We start from the raw sequence: 18,738 nt of genomic DNA on the forward strand, positions 1-18,738 counted from the left end.
ATGGAGCACAGCGTAAAAATCCTTTTGTTCCTGATCCTTACCAGCCTTACCTCCCCACTGCTGGCAGCCGACTGGACCATCGGCATCCTGGCCTTACGCGGTGAAACCGCCACCCGCACCCACTGGCAGTCGCTGGTCGACTCGCTTAATCACGCCGTGCCTGATGCTAACTTTCGCCTGCTACCGCTGGATCTCGACGGTATGCGCGAGGCGGTGAACCAGGGCACCATCCAGTTTGTGCTGACGAACCCGGGGCAGTTTGTGCAACTCAACAGCCACTATCATCTGCGCTGGCTGTCGTCGTTGCGCTCCGGGCAGGGCGATGCCCTGGAGAGTATGGCCACCGGCAGCACCATTCTGGTCAGAGATGGCAGCGGCATTACCCATCCGCAGGATCTGGCCGGGAAAACGCTGGGGGCGGTGGATACACAGGCCTTCGGTGGCTATCTGCTCGGCTACCGGGCGCTGCGGGATGCCGGGCTGCAGGTGGATGAAAGCAAGGTGCGCTTTGTCGGCTTTCCGGCCGATGCCCTGCTCTATCTGCTGCGTGAGGACGCCATCCAGGCCGCCATCGTGCCGGCCTGTTTACTGGAGAGCATGGACAGCGAGGGGCTGATCGACAAAAGTCAGTTTCACGTGCTGCTGCAACAAAACACCGCCTTTCACTGCCTGACCAGCACCCCGCTCTACCCCGACTGGTCGTTTGCCGCGCTGCCCGGTGTGGACGATCGGGTAGCGGATGCGGTGACCCGGGCTCTGCTGAGTTCACCCCGCTGGGGTGCCCCCACCTCCACCAGCGACACCGAAGCCCTGCTGCGTGAGCTTAACCGTCATCCAGAACAGCAGCGGATCGGACAGACGGTGATCGACTGGATGCGTCAGCACCGGCTGGCTATCGGGCTGGGTTTATTGCTGGCGGCGCTATTCATTGCCAACTATGGCTGGGTGATGGTGCTGGTGAATCGCCGCGGTAAAGCGCTGGAACAAGCACACAACCAGCTGCGCGCCCAGCAGCAGGCCCTGGAGCAGGCCCGGCAGATGAACGTGCTGGGGGAGATGGCCTCCGGCTTTGCCCATGAGCTTAACCAGCCGCTGGCGGCCATTCGCATGTACGCCCAGGGTGGGTTGAACCATCTGTCAGCGGCTGAAAACCATGCCGCAGTCGAGAAGGCGCTGATCAATATCGAATCACAGGCCGAACGCTGCGGGTTGATTATCCGCCACCTGCGGGAGTGGGCCACCCCGGCGCGGCAGAATGAACATGCGACAGAAAGTTACATCCCCTGCGATGTAGCCGGGACCCTGAAGCAGGTGCTGACCCTCCTGCAGCTGGATAAGGCCGCACCCGGCCTGAGCGTTTGTCTTAACAGTCACCAGAGCATTCTGCTTTTTCTGCCCCCGGTATTACTGGAGCAGATGCTGGCGAATATCATTCTGAACGCGGTTCAGGCCGGGGCCTGCAACCTGTGGATAGATCTCCATCGTGATGAGCAACAGTACCTGATTGCCTTGCAGGACGACGCTGGCGGCATCCCCGTTGAGCAAATCTCTGACCTGTTCCGCCCTTTCCATTCCGGTAAAAAAACAGGGATGGGGCTGGGGTTGGTCATTTGCCAACGGTTGCTGCGTGGCGTCCATGGCGAAATCAGTGTGAACAACCACCGGGCGCCGGACGGCAGCGAGGGGGTGCGCGTGACCCTCACCTTCCCGGCTGACGATAACAACGGAAAAACGCAATGATTCACTTAGTTGACGACGACGAGGCGGTCACCAGCGCCTGCAGCTATTTACTTGAGAGCCTGGGCCATAGCGTCCGCTGCTGGAACCGGAGTGAGCAGTTTCTGCACGAAGCCCCGCTAGGCACAACAGGTGTCGCTTTGCTGGATATGCGGATGCCGGAGATGGATGGGCATGCGCTATTTCAGGCCATGCGCGAGGCTAACAGCACCCTGGCGGTGATCTTCCTTACCGGGCACGGCGACGTACCGATGGCCGTCCAGGAGATCCAGTCAGGCGCGGTCGATTTTTTACAGAAACCCGTCGCTGCCGGGGCACTGAAGGCAGCCATCGAGAAAGGCTATGCCCACTCGGCGCGCCTGATGCAGACCAACGATCTCCGGCTGCGCTACGCCACGCTGACGCCAAAAGAGAAAGAGGTTGCGCACTGCGTCGTCGCCGGCCTGATGAATAAAGATATTGCGTTGAAGATGCATATCGCCCTCCGCACGGTAGAAGTTCACCGGGCGCGGGTGATGGAGAAAATGGACGCGAAGAGCATGGCGGAGCTGGTGTTGCAGATTAACCGTTCAGAGGCATAACAAGGCCTGCCGAAGCAGGCCCCTGAGTTTACTGCAACGCATCCAGAATCTGATATGCCGCCTTCACTCGTTCCGGGTTGGGGTAGTTTTTATTTGCCAGCATCACGATGCCGATGTTCTTTTCGGGGATAAAGGCGATGTAGCTACCAAACCCACCGGTCGCGCCGGTTTTATGCACCCATGAGGCCTTCACTGGCGGCTGCGCCGGATTGATGTCCCTGGCCCCGCGCGCGGCCAGGGCGTATTGGTTATCCGCCCCCTGCTCCAGCGCCCGGGAGGTCACCGGCCAGTTCAGCATCTCCCAGCCCAGCCCCTGATACATTTCCCCCACCTGCCAGTAGCGTGACTGGGCGAGCGCCACCCCTTTTTTCAGCGACGCGTTTTGGATCTTATCCGGCTGGATGTTGGCCTGAAGCCAGCCCGCCATATCGACGATGGAGGCTTTCACCCCATAGGCTTCTGCATCCAGCATTCCTGGCGAGACGTGGACGGCCTTGCCGTCCCGGTAGCCCCAGGCATAGTTCGCCTGTTCACTGGCCGGGACTGTGACCCAGGTGTGGTTGAGGTTAAGGGGTTTCAGCACCCGACGGGTGAGCGCCTGCTCGAAGTCCATCCTGGAAGGTTTCACCGCCAGGGCACCGAACAGCCCAATACTGGCGTTAGCGTACTGACGCTTCGTGCCCGGGGCCCACTCCGGTTGCCAGGACTGATAATATTTTTCCAGCGACGCGGCGTCGGTGACGCTGTCCGGCACTTGCAGCGGCAGACCGCCCGCGGTGTATGTTGCCAGATGCAGAAGCGTGATGCCCTCCCACTGCTTGCCCGATAATGCAGTCCAGTATTTACTTGCCGGATCGCTGAGGGCAATCTCACCGCGCGCCACTGCATCGCCGCCCAGCACCCCGGTAAAGGTTTTGCTCACCGAACCCAGCTCAAACAGCGTCTGGCGGGTGACGGGCCTGTTCGCGGCGACGTCCGCCTGCCCCCAGGTGAAGTAGTAAGGTTTACCCTGATAAATCACCGCCACCGCCATACCGGGGATCGCCTGCGCCTTCATCAGCGCCGTGATAGTGGGGTTAACCACCTGCGCGACCTGCGCCTCCTGCGACGTGGTGGCCAACGCGGAGCCGGACAGGCAGACAAGGAGCGCACAGAGCAGAGATTTTTTCATCAGAATGATCTTTATCGAAATGTGGGAGGACTATTTTGCCGGTCTGGGGGGAGGATGTAAAACGGGGCCATGCAGGCCCCGTATGTTGAGCAATGCCAGCATCATCAGCATTGTGCTCCTGATGCTGGACGTTTTCACCGCCAGCCGGGCGGCCAACCTCTACCGCTGCTGACGGCAGTAGGTCCAGTTCGATACGTCCTGACAGGTATAGATCGAGGTCTGGTTATAATTCGTGATCGTCGGAGATGGCGGAGCATAGGTCGGCATATTCTGCATCACATTACGCTGCAGCTGCTGGGTGGTCTGATTAAGTTGGGCAAGAGAGGCGTTCAACGCCTGGTAATTTTGCTGCGCGATCTGCTGCTGGCGCATGGCCTCTACACGCTGGCTCTCGATGTTAGCCAGACGCTGCTGTTGCGCACTGTGATAGGCCTGGGCAGTCCGTTCAAACTCGCTCTGATACGCAGAAAAAGGTTGATCGTCACAAAAGGCCGCGACCTCTGCATTCTCTTTCGCGGGACAGAGTCTGTTTTTTAATTCCGTTATTTTCCGGGTGGCTTCGGCATAAGCAGACGGTGCGGAAACCAGTTTGCTGTCCAGCTCTGAAAGCTGCGCGCTGACGAACGGCATAATACTTTGCGCATTAAGATACTGACCATTCTGGCTGGTGACCACAGCACCATTTTGTAATTTCACCGCTTCCAACAGAATATGATTCTGTTGGCCGATGCGAATGTTCTGCGCAATATTATTGGTGTAATCATTATAAACATTCAATGCCAGGCCTGTGCCATTTCGGTCCATCTTCATATAGGACGTCATGCCCGTAATCGGATTGCGCATCAGTGAATAATTAATCTGCTGTTTTCTGTCAAAGCTGAAATAACCTTCCACGGGTGACAGATATACACCGTCGCGATAAAGTCGCAACGTTTTACCGGAATATCCTTGATTATTACCTACACCTATATCATAAAAATCCTGGGCGATATTATGTTGATAATAAGCGATATCGTTTATCCCCCCAGGCGTTAAAAACTCCACACTGTTACTTTTGGTGCCGGATGACGATAAAATTACCAATCCCAATCCAGATGCCTCACCATTCTGACACTCACCGTACCAGCGAAGGTCGTCAATTTGCGGTGCCTGGGTCGCCGTATAGGTCACAACACAGGGGGCGGTAATATTGTTCGGTTGAAGGGTAAAACGCTGCTCAGTAGCCATACTGCCTTGCTGATTAAACAAGGCAGTAAATTGTGAAATTACCGGATCGGGATCATATTCCGGCATTTTATCCGCACAGCCAGAAAGAGTTATACTCGCGGCAAGCATTAGCGCTTTTTTCATCGTTATTCCGGGAGGTATTTAATTAGCCGGTCATTATCTGTTTACCTTCAGACGAAAGCAATACGGGAGCTGGCCTCGCTTACCTGATAAATCTGGTAGGTATTGCGGCGTTATCTGCCAAAAAGCAGTCGATTTCCCATGCTCATCCCCATTTGGCGTAAATATTTGCCGCGAAAGAGTTGTTCCCCTTCCCATTCGGCAAGGGCTTTGTCGGTATCGTCAGGCCAGGCCTTCAGCGCATCCCCTAATGCCAGCGCATTGGCGGCTGCTTTTGAGGTGCTCGCCGCAGTATGAGGGCGGGGGATCGCGGCCGCGTCACCCAGTAAGATCACCCTGCCCTTCACCATCTTATCGACGGCGAGGTCGCGTATCGCCTGGGCAAAAGGTTCCTTTGTTGCCTGCACGATGTCGCGGAATCCGGGCGGGAGCAAACGCTGAGCCTCTTCCTTCAGGTGCGCTTTCCAGCGTGCAGACAACAGCCCTTCCGGCACGGAATAGCTGCGCGCAACACCGTCGGTCCCCGTCATGATCGCTTCGCGCTGCACGTCATCGACCACCCGATACCAGACCCAGTTGTAAAAACGGTGCCCAGGCCGTAAATCGTTATCCGCGCCCGGCACCAGATAGCCCAGAATGTGCGACCCTTCGTTGCTGGCGAAAGCAAAGTCGCCGTGAAGCTGCTCTCTGGCGAGCGCAGGCATGTCGTTTTCAGGCACCAGCCCGCGCCAGGCGATATACCCGGCATACTCTGGCGTGTCGCTCCAGAGCAGTTTACGCACAAATGAACCGTTGCCGTCAGCGCCGATAAGCAGATCCCCGGTCACCTTTGCCCCACCTTCAAACAGGGCCGTGACATGGCGGTTATCAGGAAACGCCACATCCGTAAGCACATGGTTTTTGTGATAATGAATATCGCTGATCGTCGAGCGCATCAGGGAATAGATCAATGACCACGAGGTTTGCACCTGAGGCGCATACTGCCGGTGTTCCACCGAGCCGTCCGGGCGATACACGACTCGGTGCGATGAGCGCACGCCCAGATCGTCCCAGTTGCGTTCGATGCCGCTGCGGCGAATGAGCTCCACCACTTCGGGCTGGAGCACAATGCCGCCGCCCCTGCTGTCCAGATCCCGGGCCGAGCGCTCGAAGATATCCACCTCCCAGCCCGCCTGCTGCAGCATATTCCCGGCAAATAATCCCCCTAAGGAGCCGCCAATAATAATGGCCCGTTTTCTGGGGCGTGTTTCACCGATCATATCTGACCCCCTTCCGTTTTAATCGGGTTGCGATACGCATCCATGATGTAATAGCGGAGCTGATCCACCGGAACGGCGCCTGTCAGCCGGATACCGGCAATATCAAGGGTTGGCACGCTATTGATATCGCCCTGCCGCGCCAGGTCTTCCAGCTGGATCACCTCCGCTTCTCCCGCGGTACTCAGCAGATAATTGTGCGCGGCCTCTTTGTCCATCCCGCACTCGCCCGCCACTTCCGCCAGAACATCAAGGTCGCCAATATCCCTCCCCTCCTCGAAGTAGGCCTGGAACAGACGTTTAACCAGCAGGGATCGGGCCGGTCCGGCCCCGGCAAAGAGCGTCAACCGATGCGCAGCAAAGGTGTTGGGCACCCGCTGAATCGCCGGATAGTTGAACGTGACATCGTCAGTTTTGCCTTTCTCAACAGTGTGCTCATCCAGCTGATGTGAATACGCCCAGCTACCGAATTTCGCGCGTCGATAGGCGGTACGGTCCATGCCTGCCAGCGGCATACCCGGGTTGAGTTCAAGGGGGAGCCAGTCAACCTCGACCTCGACGTCTTCGGGCAAGGATTGCAGCACCTTTTCCAGACGCGCATCTGCGATCCGGCACCAGGGACAAATAAAATCTGACGTAACCTTGATGGATATTTTCATGTTTCACCTCTCACTGAACGGAAGGCTAACACTGTTACTTAAAGGTGATAATATGGTTAAAACAGCTAACAGAGTTGCGCGATGCGCAACGATGCGGGGAGAGTAAAAATGGATATGCTGGCATCGCTTGAGGCCTTTATTACCGTGGTCGAAGAAGGCGGGTTTGCACCTGCGGGCAGAAAATTAGCGCTGGCGACGTCCTCGGTAACCCGACAGATTGACGGACTGGAAAAGGTGCTGGGCACGCAGCTGCTGACCCGCTCGACACGCAGCGTGGCGCTGACGGCGGCCGGGCATGTGTATTTCGAGCACGCGGTCAGGATCCTCAACGACCTGGAGTATGCCAATCAGGAGGTGCGGGACCAGACGGGAGAGCCGCGGGGAGTGTTACGGATAAGCTTACCGGTCTCGTTTTCCAGGCTGCATATCGCCCCGCTGCTGGCCCCCTTTTCTCGCCGCTATCCGTTAATTTCCCTGGATCTGACCTTTACCGACGAGGTCGTCGATCTGGTGGAAAAGCGGCTAGACTTGACTGTCCGACTGGGTAAGGTCGACACGCCCAATCTGATCGCACGTAAGTTACTTTCCCAGCGCCGGTGCGTCTGCGCCAGCCCGGACTACCTGAAAGTGCAGGGTTATCCTGATGCGCCAGGCGATCTTAAAAACCACAACTGCCTGATCTTTTCCTATTCATCCGGCAAAACGAAGTGGTATTTCAACGGGGAAAGCCAGGTCGCCATCGATGTGAAAGGCACCCTGAAATGCAATAACTCGGAAATATTGCGCGAGGCGGTGTTAAGCGGCTATGGCATCGCGCTGCTGCCGGACTGGCTGATTGGCAAGGATATTGCCGAAGGGAAGCTGATCAGGTTACTGCCGCAATGGCGCGCGGAAGTGAATGACGGAGAGGATGATTCCGCGATTTATGCCATCTACCATCCCACCCGCAGGAACACCAAAAAAGTGAAGGTGTTTGTCGATTTTCTGATGGCGCATCTTTCACCCGAGCAGGAAAGTGTAGAGCACTAATGCTGTAGCGTTGCGCCAGGCGCAACGCACTTTTGCGCAAACGGGAGGTTCAGTTATCACTGCCTGTGCGTTATGTTGATGAATATTCAAGGATAAAAATCGTCGCATCCTGACCAGGACCCGGCCCCTTTTTTAACGCTGCAATCTGGAGTGACATGTATGTCTCAACCCAAGCTGTTTACACCGTTACGTATCCGCAATCTTGAACTCGAAAACCGTATTGTGATCGCCCCCATGTGCCAGTACTCCGCCGAAGAAGGCTGCATGACTGACTGGCATACCCTCCATCTGGGACAACTGGCACAGTCCGGTGCGGGCCTGCTCACTATTGAGGCAGCCGCCGTTTCCCCCGAAGGCCGCATTACCTACGCTGATGTCGGTCTCTATGATGATAAGACAGAAGAGGCGATGGGCCGGGTGCTCGCCACTATTCGTAAGTGGTCAGATATTCCGGTTGGCATCCAGCTGGCCCATGCGGGGCGCAAAGCCTCAACGTACAAGCCCTGGGATAAGCAGGGGCAAATCCCACCCGATCAGGAAGGTGGCTGGCAAACTTTAGCCCCGTCTGCGGTGCCTTACAGCAAGGGTTACACCCTCCCGACCGCCCTCGACAGCAACGGCCTGGCAGAAATCCGTAACCAGTTCGCAGAGGCCGCCAAACGTGCCGCCCGACTGAATATCGACCTGATCCAGATCCACGCCGCGCATGGTTATCTGTTACATCAATTTTTATCCCCGCTCTCTAACCAGCGTACGGATAATTACGGCGGGTCGCTGGAAAACAGAGCCAGATTCCCGCTGGAGATTGTTGATGCAGTGCGGGAAGCCTTCCCGGCCGATAAAGCCATCAGCGTGCGTATCTCCGCAACAGACTGGGTCGATGGCGGGTTTAACCTTGAGGAAGCGGTCGAGTTCTCGAAGATGCTGGAAGCCCGTGGCGTGGATGCGATTCACGTTTCCAGCGGCGGCCTGCATCCCGACCAGCAGATTGATGTCTACCCTGGTTATCAAGTGCCGCTGGCAAGAGCGGTGAAAGCTGCCGTGAAGATTCCGGTGGTGGCGGTAGGGTTAATCACTAACCCTGAACATGCGGAATCCATCGTCGCCAGTGGGGATGCGGATATCATTGGTATCGCCCGTGGCGCGCTCTACAATCCGCGCTGGCCATGGCATGCAGCGGCGGAACTGGGTGCTCAGGTACATGCGCCCGATCAGTATCTGCGCTGTCAGCCGCATACGCTGAAGAACCTGTTTAAGTCCTGATCGTGTTGCTGAGGTCAACCCGCGGCTCAGAAGCATTGCGCCGGGGGATGACCAGGGGTTGATCGTTATCCTGCCGTATTCGGCAGGATAACTCATAAAAGCGATTTTACCGGGAGGAAGGCTTGCGGGTGCTGGCGCGAACTTGCAGCGTTGAGGGCAACTCAATGGCTTTATCTGTCGATTTGCCGTCCAGGAGATCCAGCAAGGTTTTTCCTGCGACTGTCCCCGTTTCACTCCACGGAAATTCCACCGCAGTCAGAGCCGGTGAACACACTGCGGCGAGGGTACTCCCACTCAAGCTTGCCAGTGCCAGGGTGTCAGGCACTTTCTGCCCCGCACCATGGCAGGCCATAATGCAGCCGCAGGCAATTTCATCCGAAGTGCAGATCAGCGCATCCAGCTCAGGCCAGGTAATACGGATATCCCCCAGCAGGTTTAAACCGGTCGTAATCCCGGCTGGCAGGTGAGAAGTCACCACGCGATGTGGGGAGTGGTTAACCGAGAGCATCGCGCTGTTCCAACCGCTCAGAACCTGGCGGAACATAATGTTATTGGAGGCGGTGCAAAGCAGGCCGATATTTTTATATCCGGCCTCTGCGAGCGATCTGACCAACTTTTTGATGGCCGCAGCGTAGTCAACGCCAATGCTGACCCAGCCTGCATCGCGATTGATGGCACCGATCTCAACCACCGGCACGCCGGTGTTACTTATCATCTGCGAACAGCTGCTGATGTTATCAATATTGAATTGAATGATCGCCGCCGGGTTGTAGGCGAGCATTTGCGCAAACGCGTTTTCTTCACTCTGCCCCCCCTGCCCGGACTCGATAAACATCATGCTATAGCCCTGCGTCGCGAGTACGGTCTGCAGAGTTTCGGAGACGGCCAGAAAACCCGGGGCGGAAAAAGCAGGCACCACGCCCATCACCAGGCGGGAGTCAGCAGAGGCCAGGCTGCGGGCCTGCAGGTTGGGTACATAGCCCAGCTCGCTCACCGCTGCTTCAATACGGGTGCGCAGTTCAGGATTCACTTTCTCAGGCATACGTAACGCGCGTGACACGGTCATCGTGCTCACGCCGACCAGTTTTGCAACTTCAGCGAGCGTAATTTTACCGGTGTTTTTCCTGCGTTTTTCTCTCGCGCTATCGTCCGCATCTAACGTGTGCACTGATGTCCTCCTTTCGCCTGGCTGGGCAGCCATTGTAAATGATGTTTACCGTTTTGCGCATTGCCCAACTGCAAAGTAATGAGCAGTATCGTTAATAAAGTTAGCGGTAACAAGAATTTTAACATTCCAGCCATGTTAGCGCTAACTTTGAGAGCAAGATCACGGTAAGCCACAAAGGCATTCCACTATAGTAAACTCACTTTCAACGCATCGGGGTATTTATGATTACGACCTGGTTACCTGCAGAAAATATCCAGATTGTGGATTCAGTCAGCGACTGGAAACAGGCCATTAGGTTATCTGCTCAGCCCTTACTGGCGAAAGAGACGATGACCGAAGCTTATATTGACGCCATTTTTAACAGCCATCAGGAATTGGGGCCTTATTATGTTTTAGCCCCTGGCCTGGCGATGCCTCATGCTCGCCCGGAACAAGGCGCAATTAAAAACGGGTTATCGCTTTTACATATTAAACAAGGCGTTTCTTTTGACGCAGAAGAGAATGACCCTGTTTACGTTGTGATTATGTTGTGCGCACTTTCGGGAGATGAGCACATCAATATGATTACCGCTCTGGCGGACATTTTTAGCGATGATGAACGACTCTCAGCGCTGCTGAAAGCATCATCAATTGAAGAAATTCAACGCGTTATAAAGGGATAGAGGTAAAGATGAAAAAGGTTCTGATTGTGTGTGGTAACGGGTTAGGCAGCAGTTTTATCGTTGAAATGAACGTGAAAAAAATCATTAAAGAGCTGAATAAAGAAGCAGAAGTTTCCCATACCGATCTGACATCGGCAAAAAGCGAAACTGCCGATATTATTCTTAGCGCCCGGGATATTGCGGAACATCTGTCCGGCCATTCTGCCCAGGTATTTGGTTTATCTAACCTGCTGGATAACAATAAAATCAAAGAAATTCTCTCGGAAAATCTCTGATTAATTATTTGCGGCCTTACGGAGTCATTCTATGCTGCAGTTTATTATTCATGATGTGTTGGGTACACCCGCCATACTGGTCGGCCTGTTTTCCCTGATTGGCTTATTATTACAGAAAAAAGCGTTTTCTGAGGTTATTTCCGGAACCCTCAAAACCATTATGGGTTTTGTGATATTAACATCCGGGGCGGCGATCGTCGCGACGACGTTAACAACCTTTAGCCAGCTGTTTGAGCATTCATTCCATATTCAGGGGGTCGTACCCAATACCGACGCGATGGCGGCGCTGGCGCAGAAAAACTACGGCACCGCCACGGCAATGATTATGGTGCTGGGGATGCTGTTTAACATTGTCCTTGCCCGTATCACACCGCTGAAATACATCTTCCTGACGGGGCACCACACGCTCTATATGTCGGCGATGCTGGCGGTGATCCTCTCCGTTGGCGGTCTGTCGCCGTTCTGGGTGGTACTGGTGGGGGCGGTGATCCTCGGCATCATGATGGTGGTCTCGCCGGCCATTCTGCAGCCGTTCACACGCAAAATAACAGGCACTGATGACCTGGCGCTGGGGCACTTTGGTTCAACCGGCTATCTGCTGTCGGCGCTGGTGGGGAAAGCGATCGGTAAAGGCAGCCCGTCGATTGAAGAGCTGAAGGTCCCGAAATCCCTGAACTTCCTGCGTGACTCCTCGGTCGCCATCTCACTGACGATGATGATCCTGTTCGTGATTCTGGTGCTGGTTGCAGGCAAAACCTTTGTTGAGTCCAGCATCAGTGGCGGTCAGAACTTTATTATCTTCGCCATTATCCAGTCGCTGACCTTCGCGGCAGGCGTGTGGATCATCCTTGCGGGTGTTCGCATGATTATTGCCGAAATTGTTCCGGCCTTTAAAGGCATCGCCGACAAGCTGGTAAAAGACGCTAAACCGGCCCTCGACTGCCCTACCGTCTTTCCGTTTGCCCCGAACGCGGTGATCGTCGGATTTCTGTCAAGCTTCGCCGCCGGTCTGATGAGTATGTTCCTGTGCCCACTGTTTGGTTTAAGCGTCATCGTTCCCGGCCTGGTGCCGCACTTCTTCTGCGGCGCGACGGCGGGCGTTTACGGCAACATCTGCGGCGGTCGTCGCGGCGCGGTGGTGGGTGCTTTCGCTCACGGTCTGCTGATCTCATTTTTGCCTGCGATTTTGCTGCCTCTCATGGGCGACCTTGGCTTTGCATCCACGACCTTTGGCGATGCGGACTTCGGCGTTGTGGGCATCATTCTCGGGCATGTCGTTTCACTGTTTAACTAATTAATTCTGCTGGAGGTGAAGTATGGCGGCTAAATTTTCGCCCTCGTTAATGTGTATGGATTTAACGCAGTTCAGAGAACAAATTACGGCCATGAACAGCCGGGCTGATTTTTACCACGTCGATATTATGGACGGCAGCTATGTGAAGAACATTACGCTGTCACCGTTCTTTATCGAAAACCTGAAAAAAATTACCGATGTCCCTATTGATGTGCATCTGATGGTGAATCACCCGGAAGATATTATTCCCATGTGCATTGATGCCGGGGCCGATATTATCAGCTTCCACCCGGAGACGGCGAATAACAAAATCTTCCGTCTGCTGAACCAGATTAAAGATGCGGGTCGTCGTTGTGGCGTGGTGTTAAACCCGGCTACCCCGGCGGATGCAATTAAAGAGTACGCCCACCTGCTGGATAAGGTGACCGTGATGTCGGTGGACCCAGGCTATGCGGGGCAGAAATTTATTCCCGAATCACTCAATAAAATCAAGCAACTGATTGCGATGCGCGAGGAGAATGGTTACCACTACCTGACCGAGATTGACGGCTCCTGCAACGAGAAAACCTTCAATGTCATCTCCCGGTCCGGCGTGGACGTCTTTATTGTGGGAACCTCGGGCCTGTTCTCTCTGGCGGATAATGTCAGCGAGGCCTGGGATAAAATGGTCGATATTTACCAGCGCGAAGTCGCTGCCTGAAAATTGCAGCGCACTCAGCCGTATTGAGCCATAGCGCAGGGCAAAGAGTCTATGTAACCGGTCTGGCTCTTTGTCCTCGCCCTTGATTGATACGGTTGAGGGTGCTGTAACCCTGTTATTTCTGGCGTTTCCTTATATCACCTTGCCCTACGGCAGGTATTGTTTTGCCCCTACTTTTAGCTAACGCCGTTAACCCGGCTGCCCAGGCATAAATTTATATTAATGAAGGATAATTATGGATATTTCGAATGTACTTAATGTAAAGAGCATCAAATTAAACATGATGGCTAAAAGTAAAGAAGAAGCCATTGAAGAATTAACTGATTTATTGGTGCAGGATGGGGCTGTCATTAATAAAGAAGATTTTCTGAAGGATGTCTGGCTACGCGAGGAGCAAGGGTCCACTGGTTTCGAAAATCATATTGCCATCCCGCATGGTAAATCTTCAGGCGTTGCCCGTACTGCCCTGGCGATGGGGCGAACTCAATATGAAATTCCCTGGGAAACGATGGATGGTAGCGATGTCCGCTGCATTATCTTATTTGCGGTCTGTCTGGTGGATCAAAATGCAACGCACATCCGACTCTTATCCCAGGTCTCAGGCTCTCTGGCCGATGAGGAGATAATAGAAAAATTACTGCAAGAAAATGATCCCCAGAAAATCATCGATCTGTTGAACGCTGAAAACGAAAGCGCTAACGCTTAACGTCATTATCACCTCTGCCATAGCATGGCAATAAAGTCACTCCTGGAGAACCGTTATGAATATTGTCGGAATTACAGCTTGTACTGTTGGCATTGCACATACTTATATCGCGCAAAAGAAAATTGAAATTGCAGCAAAAAAAGCCGGACACAATGTCAAAATTGAAACGCAAGGCACTATTGGTATCGAGAACGCATTAACCGCCGAGGAGATTGCCCAGGCCGATATCGTCCTGTTAGCCGCCGATGTGAAAGTGTCTGGTGAAGAACGTTTTGCCGGAAAGAAAGTCGTTAAAGTCCCTACCGAAATGGCCGTTAAGTCGCCGAATAAGCTTATCGAGAAACTCACTGAATTGGTCAATTCATAATTTTTACCTGTGCGTATCCTGTCTGAAAGAAAGGACATAATGTATGAATATAAAAGAAATATGGAAAGCAGCAAATCCTAAAGGACATTTGCTGACGGCTATCTCATACTTGATTCCCATTGTCTGTGCTGCTGGATTTATTATTGCTATCGGTATGGGTCTTGGGGGTACGGTTCAGGACGCATTAGTGCCGGGCCAGTTTGATCTGTGGCAGGCCTTAGCCACCCTGGGGGCCAAAGCGCTCGGACTTTTACCCGTCGTGATTGCCATCGGTATTTCCGGCTCGATCGCGGGCAAGCCTGGTATTGCACCGGGTTTTGTTGTCGGTCTGGCGGCTAACACCATTGGTGCCGGTTTCATCGGCGGCATGATTGGGGGTTACATCTCCGGCTATATTGCTCTGGCAATTATAAAAAATGTTAACGTCCCGGCCTGGGCCAGGGGGTTAATGCCGACATTGATTGTGCCATTTTTTGCCTCCATTATCAGTGCCCTGATCATGGTCTATATCATCGGTACGCCTATTGGGATTTTTACCGATGCACTCACCTCCTTCCTGAGAAGTATGGGAACGTCATCTAATTTACTTTTAGGGGCGGTTATTGGCGCGTTATGTATTATTGATTTTGGCGGGCCGATCAATAAAACCTGCTTCGCATTTGTTTTAACGCTTCAGGCGCAGGGTATCAATGAGCCTATTACTGCCCTTCAGCTCGTTAACACGGCAACACCTATCGGTTTAGGGCTTGCATTTTTTATCGCCAAACTTCTTCGCAAGAATATCTACAATAACGAAGAGATCGAGATGTTGAAATCGGCGGTACCTATGGGGGTCGTGAACATTGTTGAAGGCTCTATACCTATAGTAATGAATGATATCGTTCGTGGCATTACTGCGGCGGCCATCGGTGGCGCGTGTGGGGGTGCGGTTACCATGGTATATGGTGCGGATGCGACAGTACCTTTTGGCGGCGTGTTGATGATCCCAACTATGTCAAATCCTGTGGCGGGTATTATGGCCTTGCTGGTCAATATAGTTGTAACAGCCACTGTTTATGCCGTTATCAAAAAAGACGTTCCTCGCGATGTTATTATCAACAACGATAATGAAGAGGAAGATCTCAATCTGGATGACATTAAAATAAGCTAAATGTACACCTGAGCATCGTCAGGGTATTTTCTCGCAAGGCCAGTGAATAAGGAATTCAACGTTCACTCAATGGCAGTGAATCGCAGGCTGCACGACGATGCTTCAGAGACGCCCATTTTTGCTATAAACCGCAAAAGCAAAAAACCCTGCGATATTGCTATCGCAGGGTTTTTCAAATTTGGCGGAAGCGTAGAGATTCGAACTCTAGAACCCTTTCGGGTCGCCGGTTTTCAAGACCGGTGCCTTCAACCGCTCGGCCACGCTTCCAAAGTGAGGCGCACTATAAACATCTCTGCGCGCTATGTAAAGAGGAGAAGTGAAGAATTTGATAATGTTCCGGTTTTGCACGCCCCGCACTTTTTTGCACATATGTGCAAATTTTTAGCAAAAATGTAACATTGCCTCGATATATTCCTGACTGTCTTTTACAGCCAGGGGTCAACGTGTGTCTTACCAATCTGATATCCACCCACGCCACAGTGCGTGGCAAAAGCTCCGCCATACTCTGTCGATTATCAGTCATGAGCCAGCCAACCTTCTGGCCGTGCTGCTGCTCGGTCTGTTCAGCTGGATAATCCTGGCCCCGGTCATTTCCGTACTGCTGAACGCGCTGCTGGTGCAGAGCGGCGATGAAGGCCGCACCGGTGCCACCGAAGGGACATTCACCGCTTATTATCTGCTGCGCACCCTTAGCTCGCGCATGTCCGATCTTCTGCTCTGGACACCGTTGCTCAACACCCTCGCGGTGGCGCTGAGCACCGTCGCCATCTCGCTGGTGGTGGGCATTGTGCTGGCGTGGCTGGTCAATCGCACCGATATCGCGGGCCGCAAGTGGTTTGCCACCCTGCTTATCGTGCCCTTTATGCTGCCCTCCTGGACCTTCGCCCTGGCGTGGAGCACCCTTTTTAAAAACCACGCCATCGGCGGGCAGCCGGGATGGCTGGAGGCGATGGGGATCCAGACCCCGAACTGGATGGCTTACGGCTACTTCCCGATTGTGACCATTATGGTGTTGCATTACGCCCCGCTGGTGATCCTGATTGTCGGCAATGCCCTGAAGCGCATGGACAGCCAGATGGAGGAGTGTGCTCAGGTCCTCGGCGCATCCCGCCGGGTTATCGCCTTTAAAATTATCATCCCGCTGGTGCGCCCCGCGCTGCTCTCCGCCGCCCTGCTGATTTTTGCTGACTGTATCGGCGAGTTCGCCCTGCCCTATATTCTCGGCCTGCCGGTGCATTTCGATACGCTTTCTACCGGGCTGTACCGAGCCATCGGCACGCGCCAGTCCGGCGTGGCGGCGGTGATTGCGGCGGTGATCATGCTGATGGGCATGCTGACCCTGCTGCTGGATATGAAAATGCTGCGTGAGGCGAAACGCTTCGTGACCCTGGGCGGCAAAGGCGTGATGGAACGCCGCCATAGCCTGGGACGCTGGCGCAGCGTCGCGACAGCCCTGCCGCTGGCATTCGTCCTGCTGGGGGTGGCGATCCCGCTTCTGACCCTGTTCCTGTCGACGGTCATGATCCTGCCGGGCCGCTTCAGCGCCGATAACTTCACCCTCGATTACTGGATTGGTCACAACCTTGACACCGTGGCCCTGCACAACGGGATCCTGCTGAGCGCCGAATTCTGGCATACGGTGTGGAACACCCTGGTCATCGTTGGCTCGGCGTCCCTCGCCTGCGGCCTGCTGGGCCTGCTGGTGGGCTACGCGGTGCTGCGCTGCCACTTCCGCTGGGTCGCCGCCGTCCTGCGTCAGCTGACCTTCCTGCCCTATCTGGTGCCGGGTATTGCCTTCGCCGCCGCCTTTTTATCGCTCTTTGCCGTGGCCCGCGGACCGGTTCCGGCGCTGTATGGCACCCCGATGATCCTGATCCTCGCGCTGATTGCCGAAAAAATGCCGTATGCCAGCCGCTCCGGCATCGCGGCGATGACCCAGCTTGGGAAAGAGGCCGAGGAAGCGGCGCGTATTGCCGGTGCCGGCTGGTTCGCCCGCCTGCGCCGTATCGTCATCCCGATTCAGGCCGCACCGCTGGCGACCGGGATCCTGCTGCCGTTTATCTCAGGGATTAAAGGGGTCAGCCTGTTCGTCATTCTCGCCACCCCGGCGACGGACGTGCTGACCACCTGGTCCCTGCGCCTGATTGACTACAACTACCAGCAGGCGGCCAATGCCGTGGTGCTGATGATTGCCCTCATTTCATGGGCTGGCACGGTGATGATCCAGAAGATCACCGGGACTGGTCTGGCTGATGGTCTGGAGAAATAAGATGCCTACTATCCACTTAACGAATCTCAGCAAAACCTATCCGGGCAGCGATGCCCCGGCGGTCAACAACATCAACCTGACGGTGAAAGATGGCGAATTTATGTGCCTGCTGGGGCCATCCGGCTGCGGCAAGACCACCATCCTGCGGATGATTGCCGGCATTGAGCACGCCAGCGGCGGGGAGATTAGCATCGGCGATAACGTTGTTGACTCCATCGCCCGCGGCACATACGTGCCGCCGGAAAAACGCGGCATCGGACTGGTCTTTCAGAGTTACGCGCTCTGGCCGCATATGACCGTCGAGCAGAACGTCGATTTCGGCCTGCGGTTACAGAAAGTGCCCACCAAAGCGCGTATCGCCCGCTGTCAGGACGTGATGGAAAAACTGCGTATTGCCGATTACGCCAGGCGCTATCCGGCGCAGCTCTCCGGCGGTCAGCAGCAGCGTGTGGCCCTGGCCCGCATGCTGGCGGTGAATCCTGGCGTACTGCTGCTGGACGAGCCGCTCTCGAACCTCGACGCCACGCTGCGCCTGGAGATGCGCGCCGAGCTGCGCCGCCTGCATGAAACCTTCGGCACCACCATCGTCTTTGTCAGCCACGATCAGTGGGAAGCGATGACCCTCGCCACCACCATTGCGGTGATGAGCGCCGGGCAGATGCAGCAGGTGGGTACCCCGGACGAGATTTACGCCACCCCGGCCAACCGCTTTGTCGCGGAGTTTATTGGCACCCCGCGCCTGAACATGATCCCGCTTCACCAGCCCTGTAGCGAGCTGGCACAGCATCTGCAGCGGCGCTTTACCCTGCACGAGCAGACCCAGCTCTGCGGTATCCGCCCGGAGGAGATCGTGTTGAGCGCCGAGTCGTGTAGCAACGCCGTTCCCATGACCATCGATAACATTATGCCCACCGGCGGCAGCTGGGTGATTGAGCTGGTGGCGGGCGAAGACCGGCTGTTCCACTCCACGCAGCTGCGGCCGCGCTGGCAGGCCCGTCAGCAGGTGCATTGCCAGCTCCCGACCTCTTCCCTGCACTTTTTTAACCGCAACGGACTGCGTCACGACGTGACCGCGAATTAACCTCCATTGACTCTTAAGGAACA

Annotated in this window: 18 protein-coding genes and 1 tRNA gene; 13 read left to right on the forward strand and 6 right to left on the reverse strand. The window is 55.0% G+C overall.

Annotated elements, in window-relative coordinates; all coding sequences use genetic code 11:
• Both ttrS and ttrR read left to right on the forward strand, forming a co-directional pair.
• Positions 1-1,740, forward strand: a complete 1,740-nt coding sequence (gene ttrS / locus C3F35_RS03465) for a tetrathionate respiration histidine kinase TtrS (protein WP_103793001.1) — start codon at positions 1-3, stop codon at positions 1,738-1,740.
• The gene (gene ttrR, locus C3F35_RS03470; protein WP_059308321.1) at positions 1,737-2,318 is read left to right on the forward strand and encodes a tetrathionate respiration response regulator TtrR; all 582 of its coding nucleotides are present in this window, start codon (positions 1,737-1,739) and stop codon (positions 2,316-2,318) included. The genes ttrS and ttrR overlap by 4 nt, the downstream gene beginning before the upstream one ends.
• Before the next feature lie 28 nt (positions 2,319-2,346).
• On the opposite strand, the gene ampC is transcribed toward ttrR, so the two are convergent.
• From ampC to C3F35_RS03490, 4 genes are all read right to left on the reverse strand, one after another.
• Positions 2,347-3,492: a CMY2/MIR/ACT/EC family class C beta-lactamase gene (gene ampC, locus C3F35_RS03475; RefSeq protein WP_059308322.1), complete on the reverse strand. Its 1,146-nt coding sequence runs from the start codon at positions 3,490-3,492 to the stop codon at positions 2,347-2,349.
• A gap of 156 nt (positions 3,493-3,648) precedes the next feature.
• Positions 3,649-4,839, reverse strand: a complete 1,191-nt coding sequence (locus C3F35_RS03480; protein ID WP_103793002.1) for a hypothetical protein — start codon at positions 4,837-4,839, stop codon at positions 3,649-3,651.
• Positions 4,840-4,949: 110 nt separating this feature from the next.
• Complete coding sequence (locus C3F35_RS03485; protein ID WP_103793003.1) at positions 4,950-6,095, reverse strand: FAD binding domain-containing protein; 1,146 nt, start codon at positions 6,093-6,095, stop codon at positions 4,950-4,952.
• Positions 6,092-6,751 (reverse strand): DsbA family oxidoreductase, encoded by a 660-nt coding sequence (locus C3F35_RS03490; protein ID WP_077227649.1) that lies wholly within the window; start codon positions 6,749-6,751, stop codon positions 6,092-6,094. Before C3F35_RS03490 ends, C3F35_RS03485 begins: the two co-directional genes overlap by 4 nt.
• A 108-nt stretch (positions 6,752-6,859) precedes the next feature.
• On the opposite strand from C3F35_RS03490, the gene C3F35_RS03495 reads away from it, so the two are divergent.
• Both C3F35_RS03495 and C3F35_RS03500 read left to right on the forward strand, forming a co-directional pair.
• Positions 6,860-7,780: a LysR family transcriptional regulator gene (locus C3F35_RS03495; RefSeq protein WP_103793004.1), complete on the forward strand. Its 921-nt coding sequence runs from the start codon at positions 6,860-6,862 to the stop codon at positions 7,778-7,780.
• Between the two features lie 159 nt (positions 7,781-7,939).
• Positions 7,940-9,043 carry an NADH:flavin oxidoreductase/NADH oxidase gene (locus C3F35_RS03500; RefSeq protein ID WP_059308326.1) on the forward strand — a complete coding sequence of 368 codons (1,104 nt, stop codon included), beginning with the start codon at positions 7,940-7,942 and terminating at the stop codon, positions 9,041-9,043.
• Positions 9,044-9,149: 106 nt separating this feature from the next.
• On the opposite strand, the gene C3F35_RS03505 is transcribed toward C3F35_RS03500, so the two are convergent.
• On the reverse strand, positions 9,150-10,211 hold the full coding sequence (locus tag C3F35_RS03505) for a LacI family DNA-binding transcriptional regulator (RefSeq protein ID WP_071886474.1): 1,062 nt from the start codon (positions 10,209-10,211) through the stop codon (positions 9,150-9,152).
• Between the two features lie 221 nt (positions 10,212-10,432).
• Here C3F35_RS03505 and C3F35_RS03510 point away from each other — a divergent pair, with 221 nt between their 5' ends.
• The 7 genes from C3F35_RS03510 (at position 10,433) to C3F35_RS03540 (ending at position 15,365) form a co-directional block, all read left to right on the forward strand.
• On the forward strand, positions 10,433-10,873 hold the full coding sequence (locus C3F35_RS03510) for a PTS sugar transporter subunit IIA (protein ID WP_103793005.1): 441 nt from the start codon (positions 10,433-10,435) through the stop codon (positions 10,871-10,873).
• Positions 10,874-10,881: 8 nt separating this feature from the next.
• On the forward strand, positions 10,882-11,148 hold the full coding sequence (locus tag C3F35_RS03515) for a PTS sugar transporter subunit IIB (protein ID WP_032617437.1): 267 nt from the start codon (positions 10,882-10,884) through the stop codon (positions 11,146-11,148).
• 31 nt (positions 11,149-11,179) lie between these two features.
• Positions 11,180-12,442, forward strand: coding sequence for a PTS ascorbate transporter subunit IIC (locus tag C3F35_RS03520; protein ID WP_103793006.1), 1,263 nt, complete (start codon positions 11,180-11,182; stop codon positions 12,440-12,442).
• Between the two features lie 22 nt (positions 12,443-12,464).
• Positions 12,465-13,142, forward strand: a complete 678-nt coding sequence (gene alsE / locus C3F35_RS03525; protein ID WP_032617434.1) for a D-allulose 6-phosphate 3-epimerase — start codon at positions 12,465-12,467, stop codon at positions 13,140-13,142.
• A gap of 235 nt (positions 13,143-13,377) precedes the next feature.
• Positions 13,378-13,848, forward strand: a complete 471-nt coding sequence (locus C3F35_RS03530) for a PTS sugar transporter subunit IIA (protein ID WP_077227644.1) — start codon at positions 13,378-13,380, stop codon at positions 13,846-13,848.
• A 55-nt stretch (positions 13,849-13,903) separates the two neighbouring features.
• Positions 13,904-14,215 (forward strand): PTS fructose transporter subunit IIB, encoded by a 312-nt coding sequence (locus C3F35_RS03535; RefSeq protein ID WP_077227643.1) that lies wholly within the window; start codon positions 13,904-13,906, stop codon positions 14,213-14,215.
• Positions 14,216-14,258: 43 nt separating this feature from the next.
• Entirely contained in the window at positions 14,259-15,365 is a 1,107-nt protein-coding gene (locus C3F35_RS03540; RefSeq protein WP_032617431.1) for a PTS fructose transporter subunit IIC, read from the forward strand.
• A gap of 179 nt (positions 15,366-15,544) precedes the next feature.
• Here the strand turns inward: C3F35_RS03540 and C3F35_RS03545 are convergent.
• A tRNA-Ser gene (locus C3F35_RS03545) sits at positions 15,545-15,632 on the reverse strand.
• Between the two features lie 178 nt (positions 15,633-15,810).
• Between C3F35_RS03545 and C3F35_RS03550 the strand changes: the two genes are divergently transcribed.
• Both C3F35_RS03550 and C3F35_RS03555 read left to right on the forward strand, forming a co-directional pair.
• Positions 15,811-17,634 carry an ABC transporter permease gene (locus C3F35_RS03550; protein WP_103793007.1) on the forward strand — a complete coding sequence of 608 codons (1,824 nt, stop codon included), beginning with the start codon at positions 15,811-15,813 and terminating at the stop codon, positions 17,632-17,634.
• Between the two features lies 1 nt (position 17,635).
• Positions 17,636-18,715 (forward strand): ABC transporter ATP-binding protein, encoded by a 1,080-nt coding sequence (locus C3F35_RS03555; RefSeq protein ID WP_059308329.1) that lies wholly within the window; start codon positions 17,636-17,638, stop codon positions 18,713-18,715.
• The last annotated feature ends 23 nt before the right edge of the window (positions 18,716-18,738 follow it).

The organism is Leclercia sp. LSNIH3, assembly GCF_002935105.1.
GTDB lineage: Bacteria > Pseudomonadota > Gammaproteobacteria > Enterobacterales > Enterobacteriaceae > Enterobacter > Enterobacter adecarboxylatus.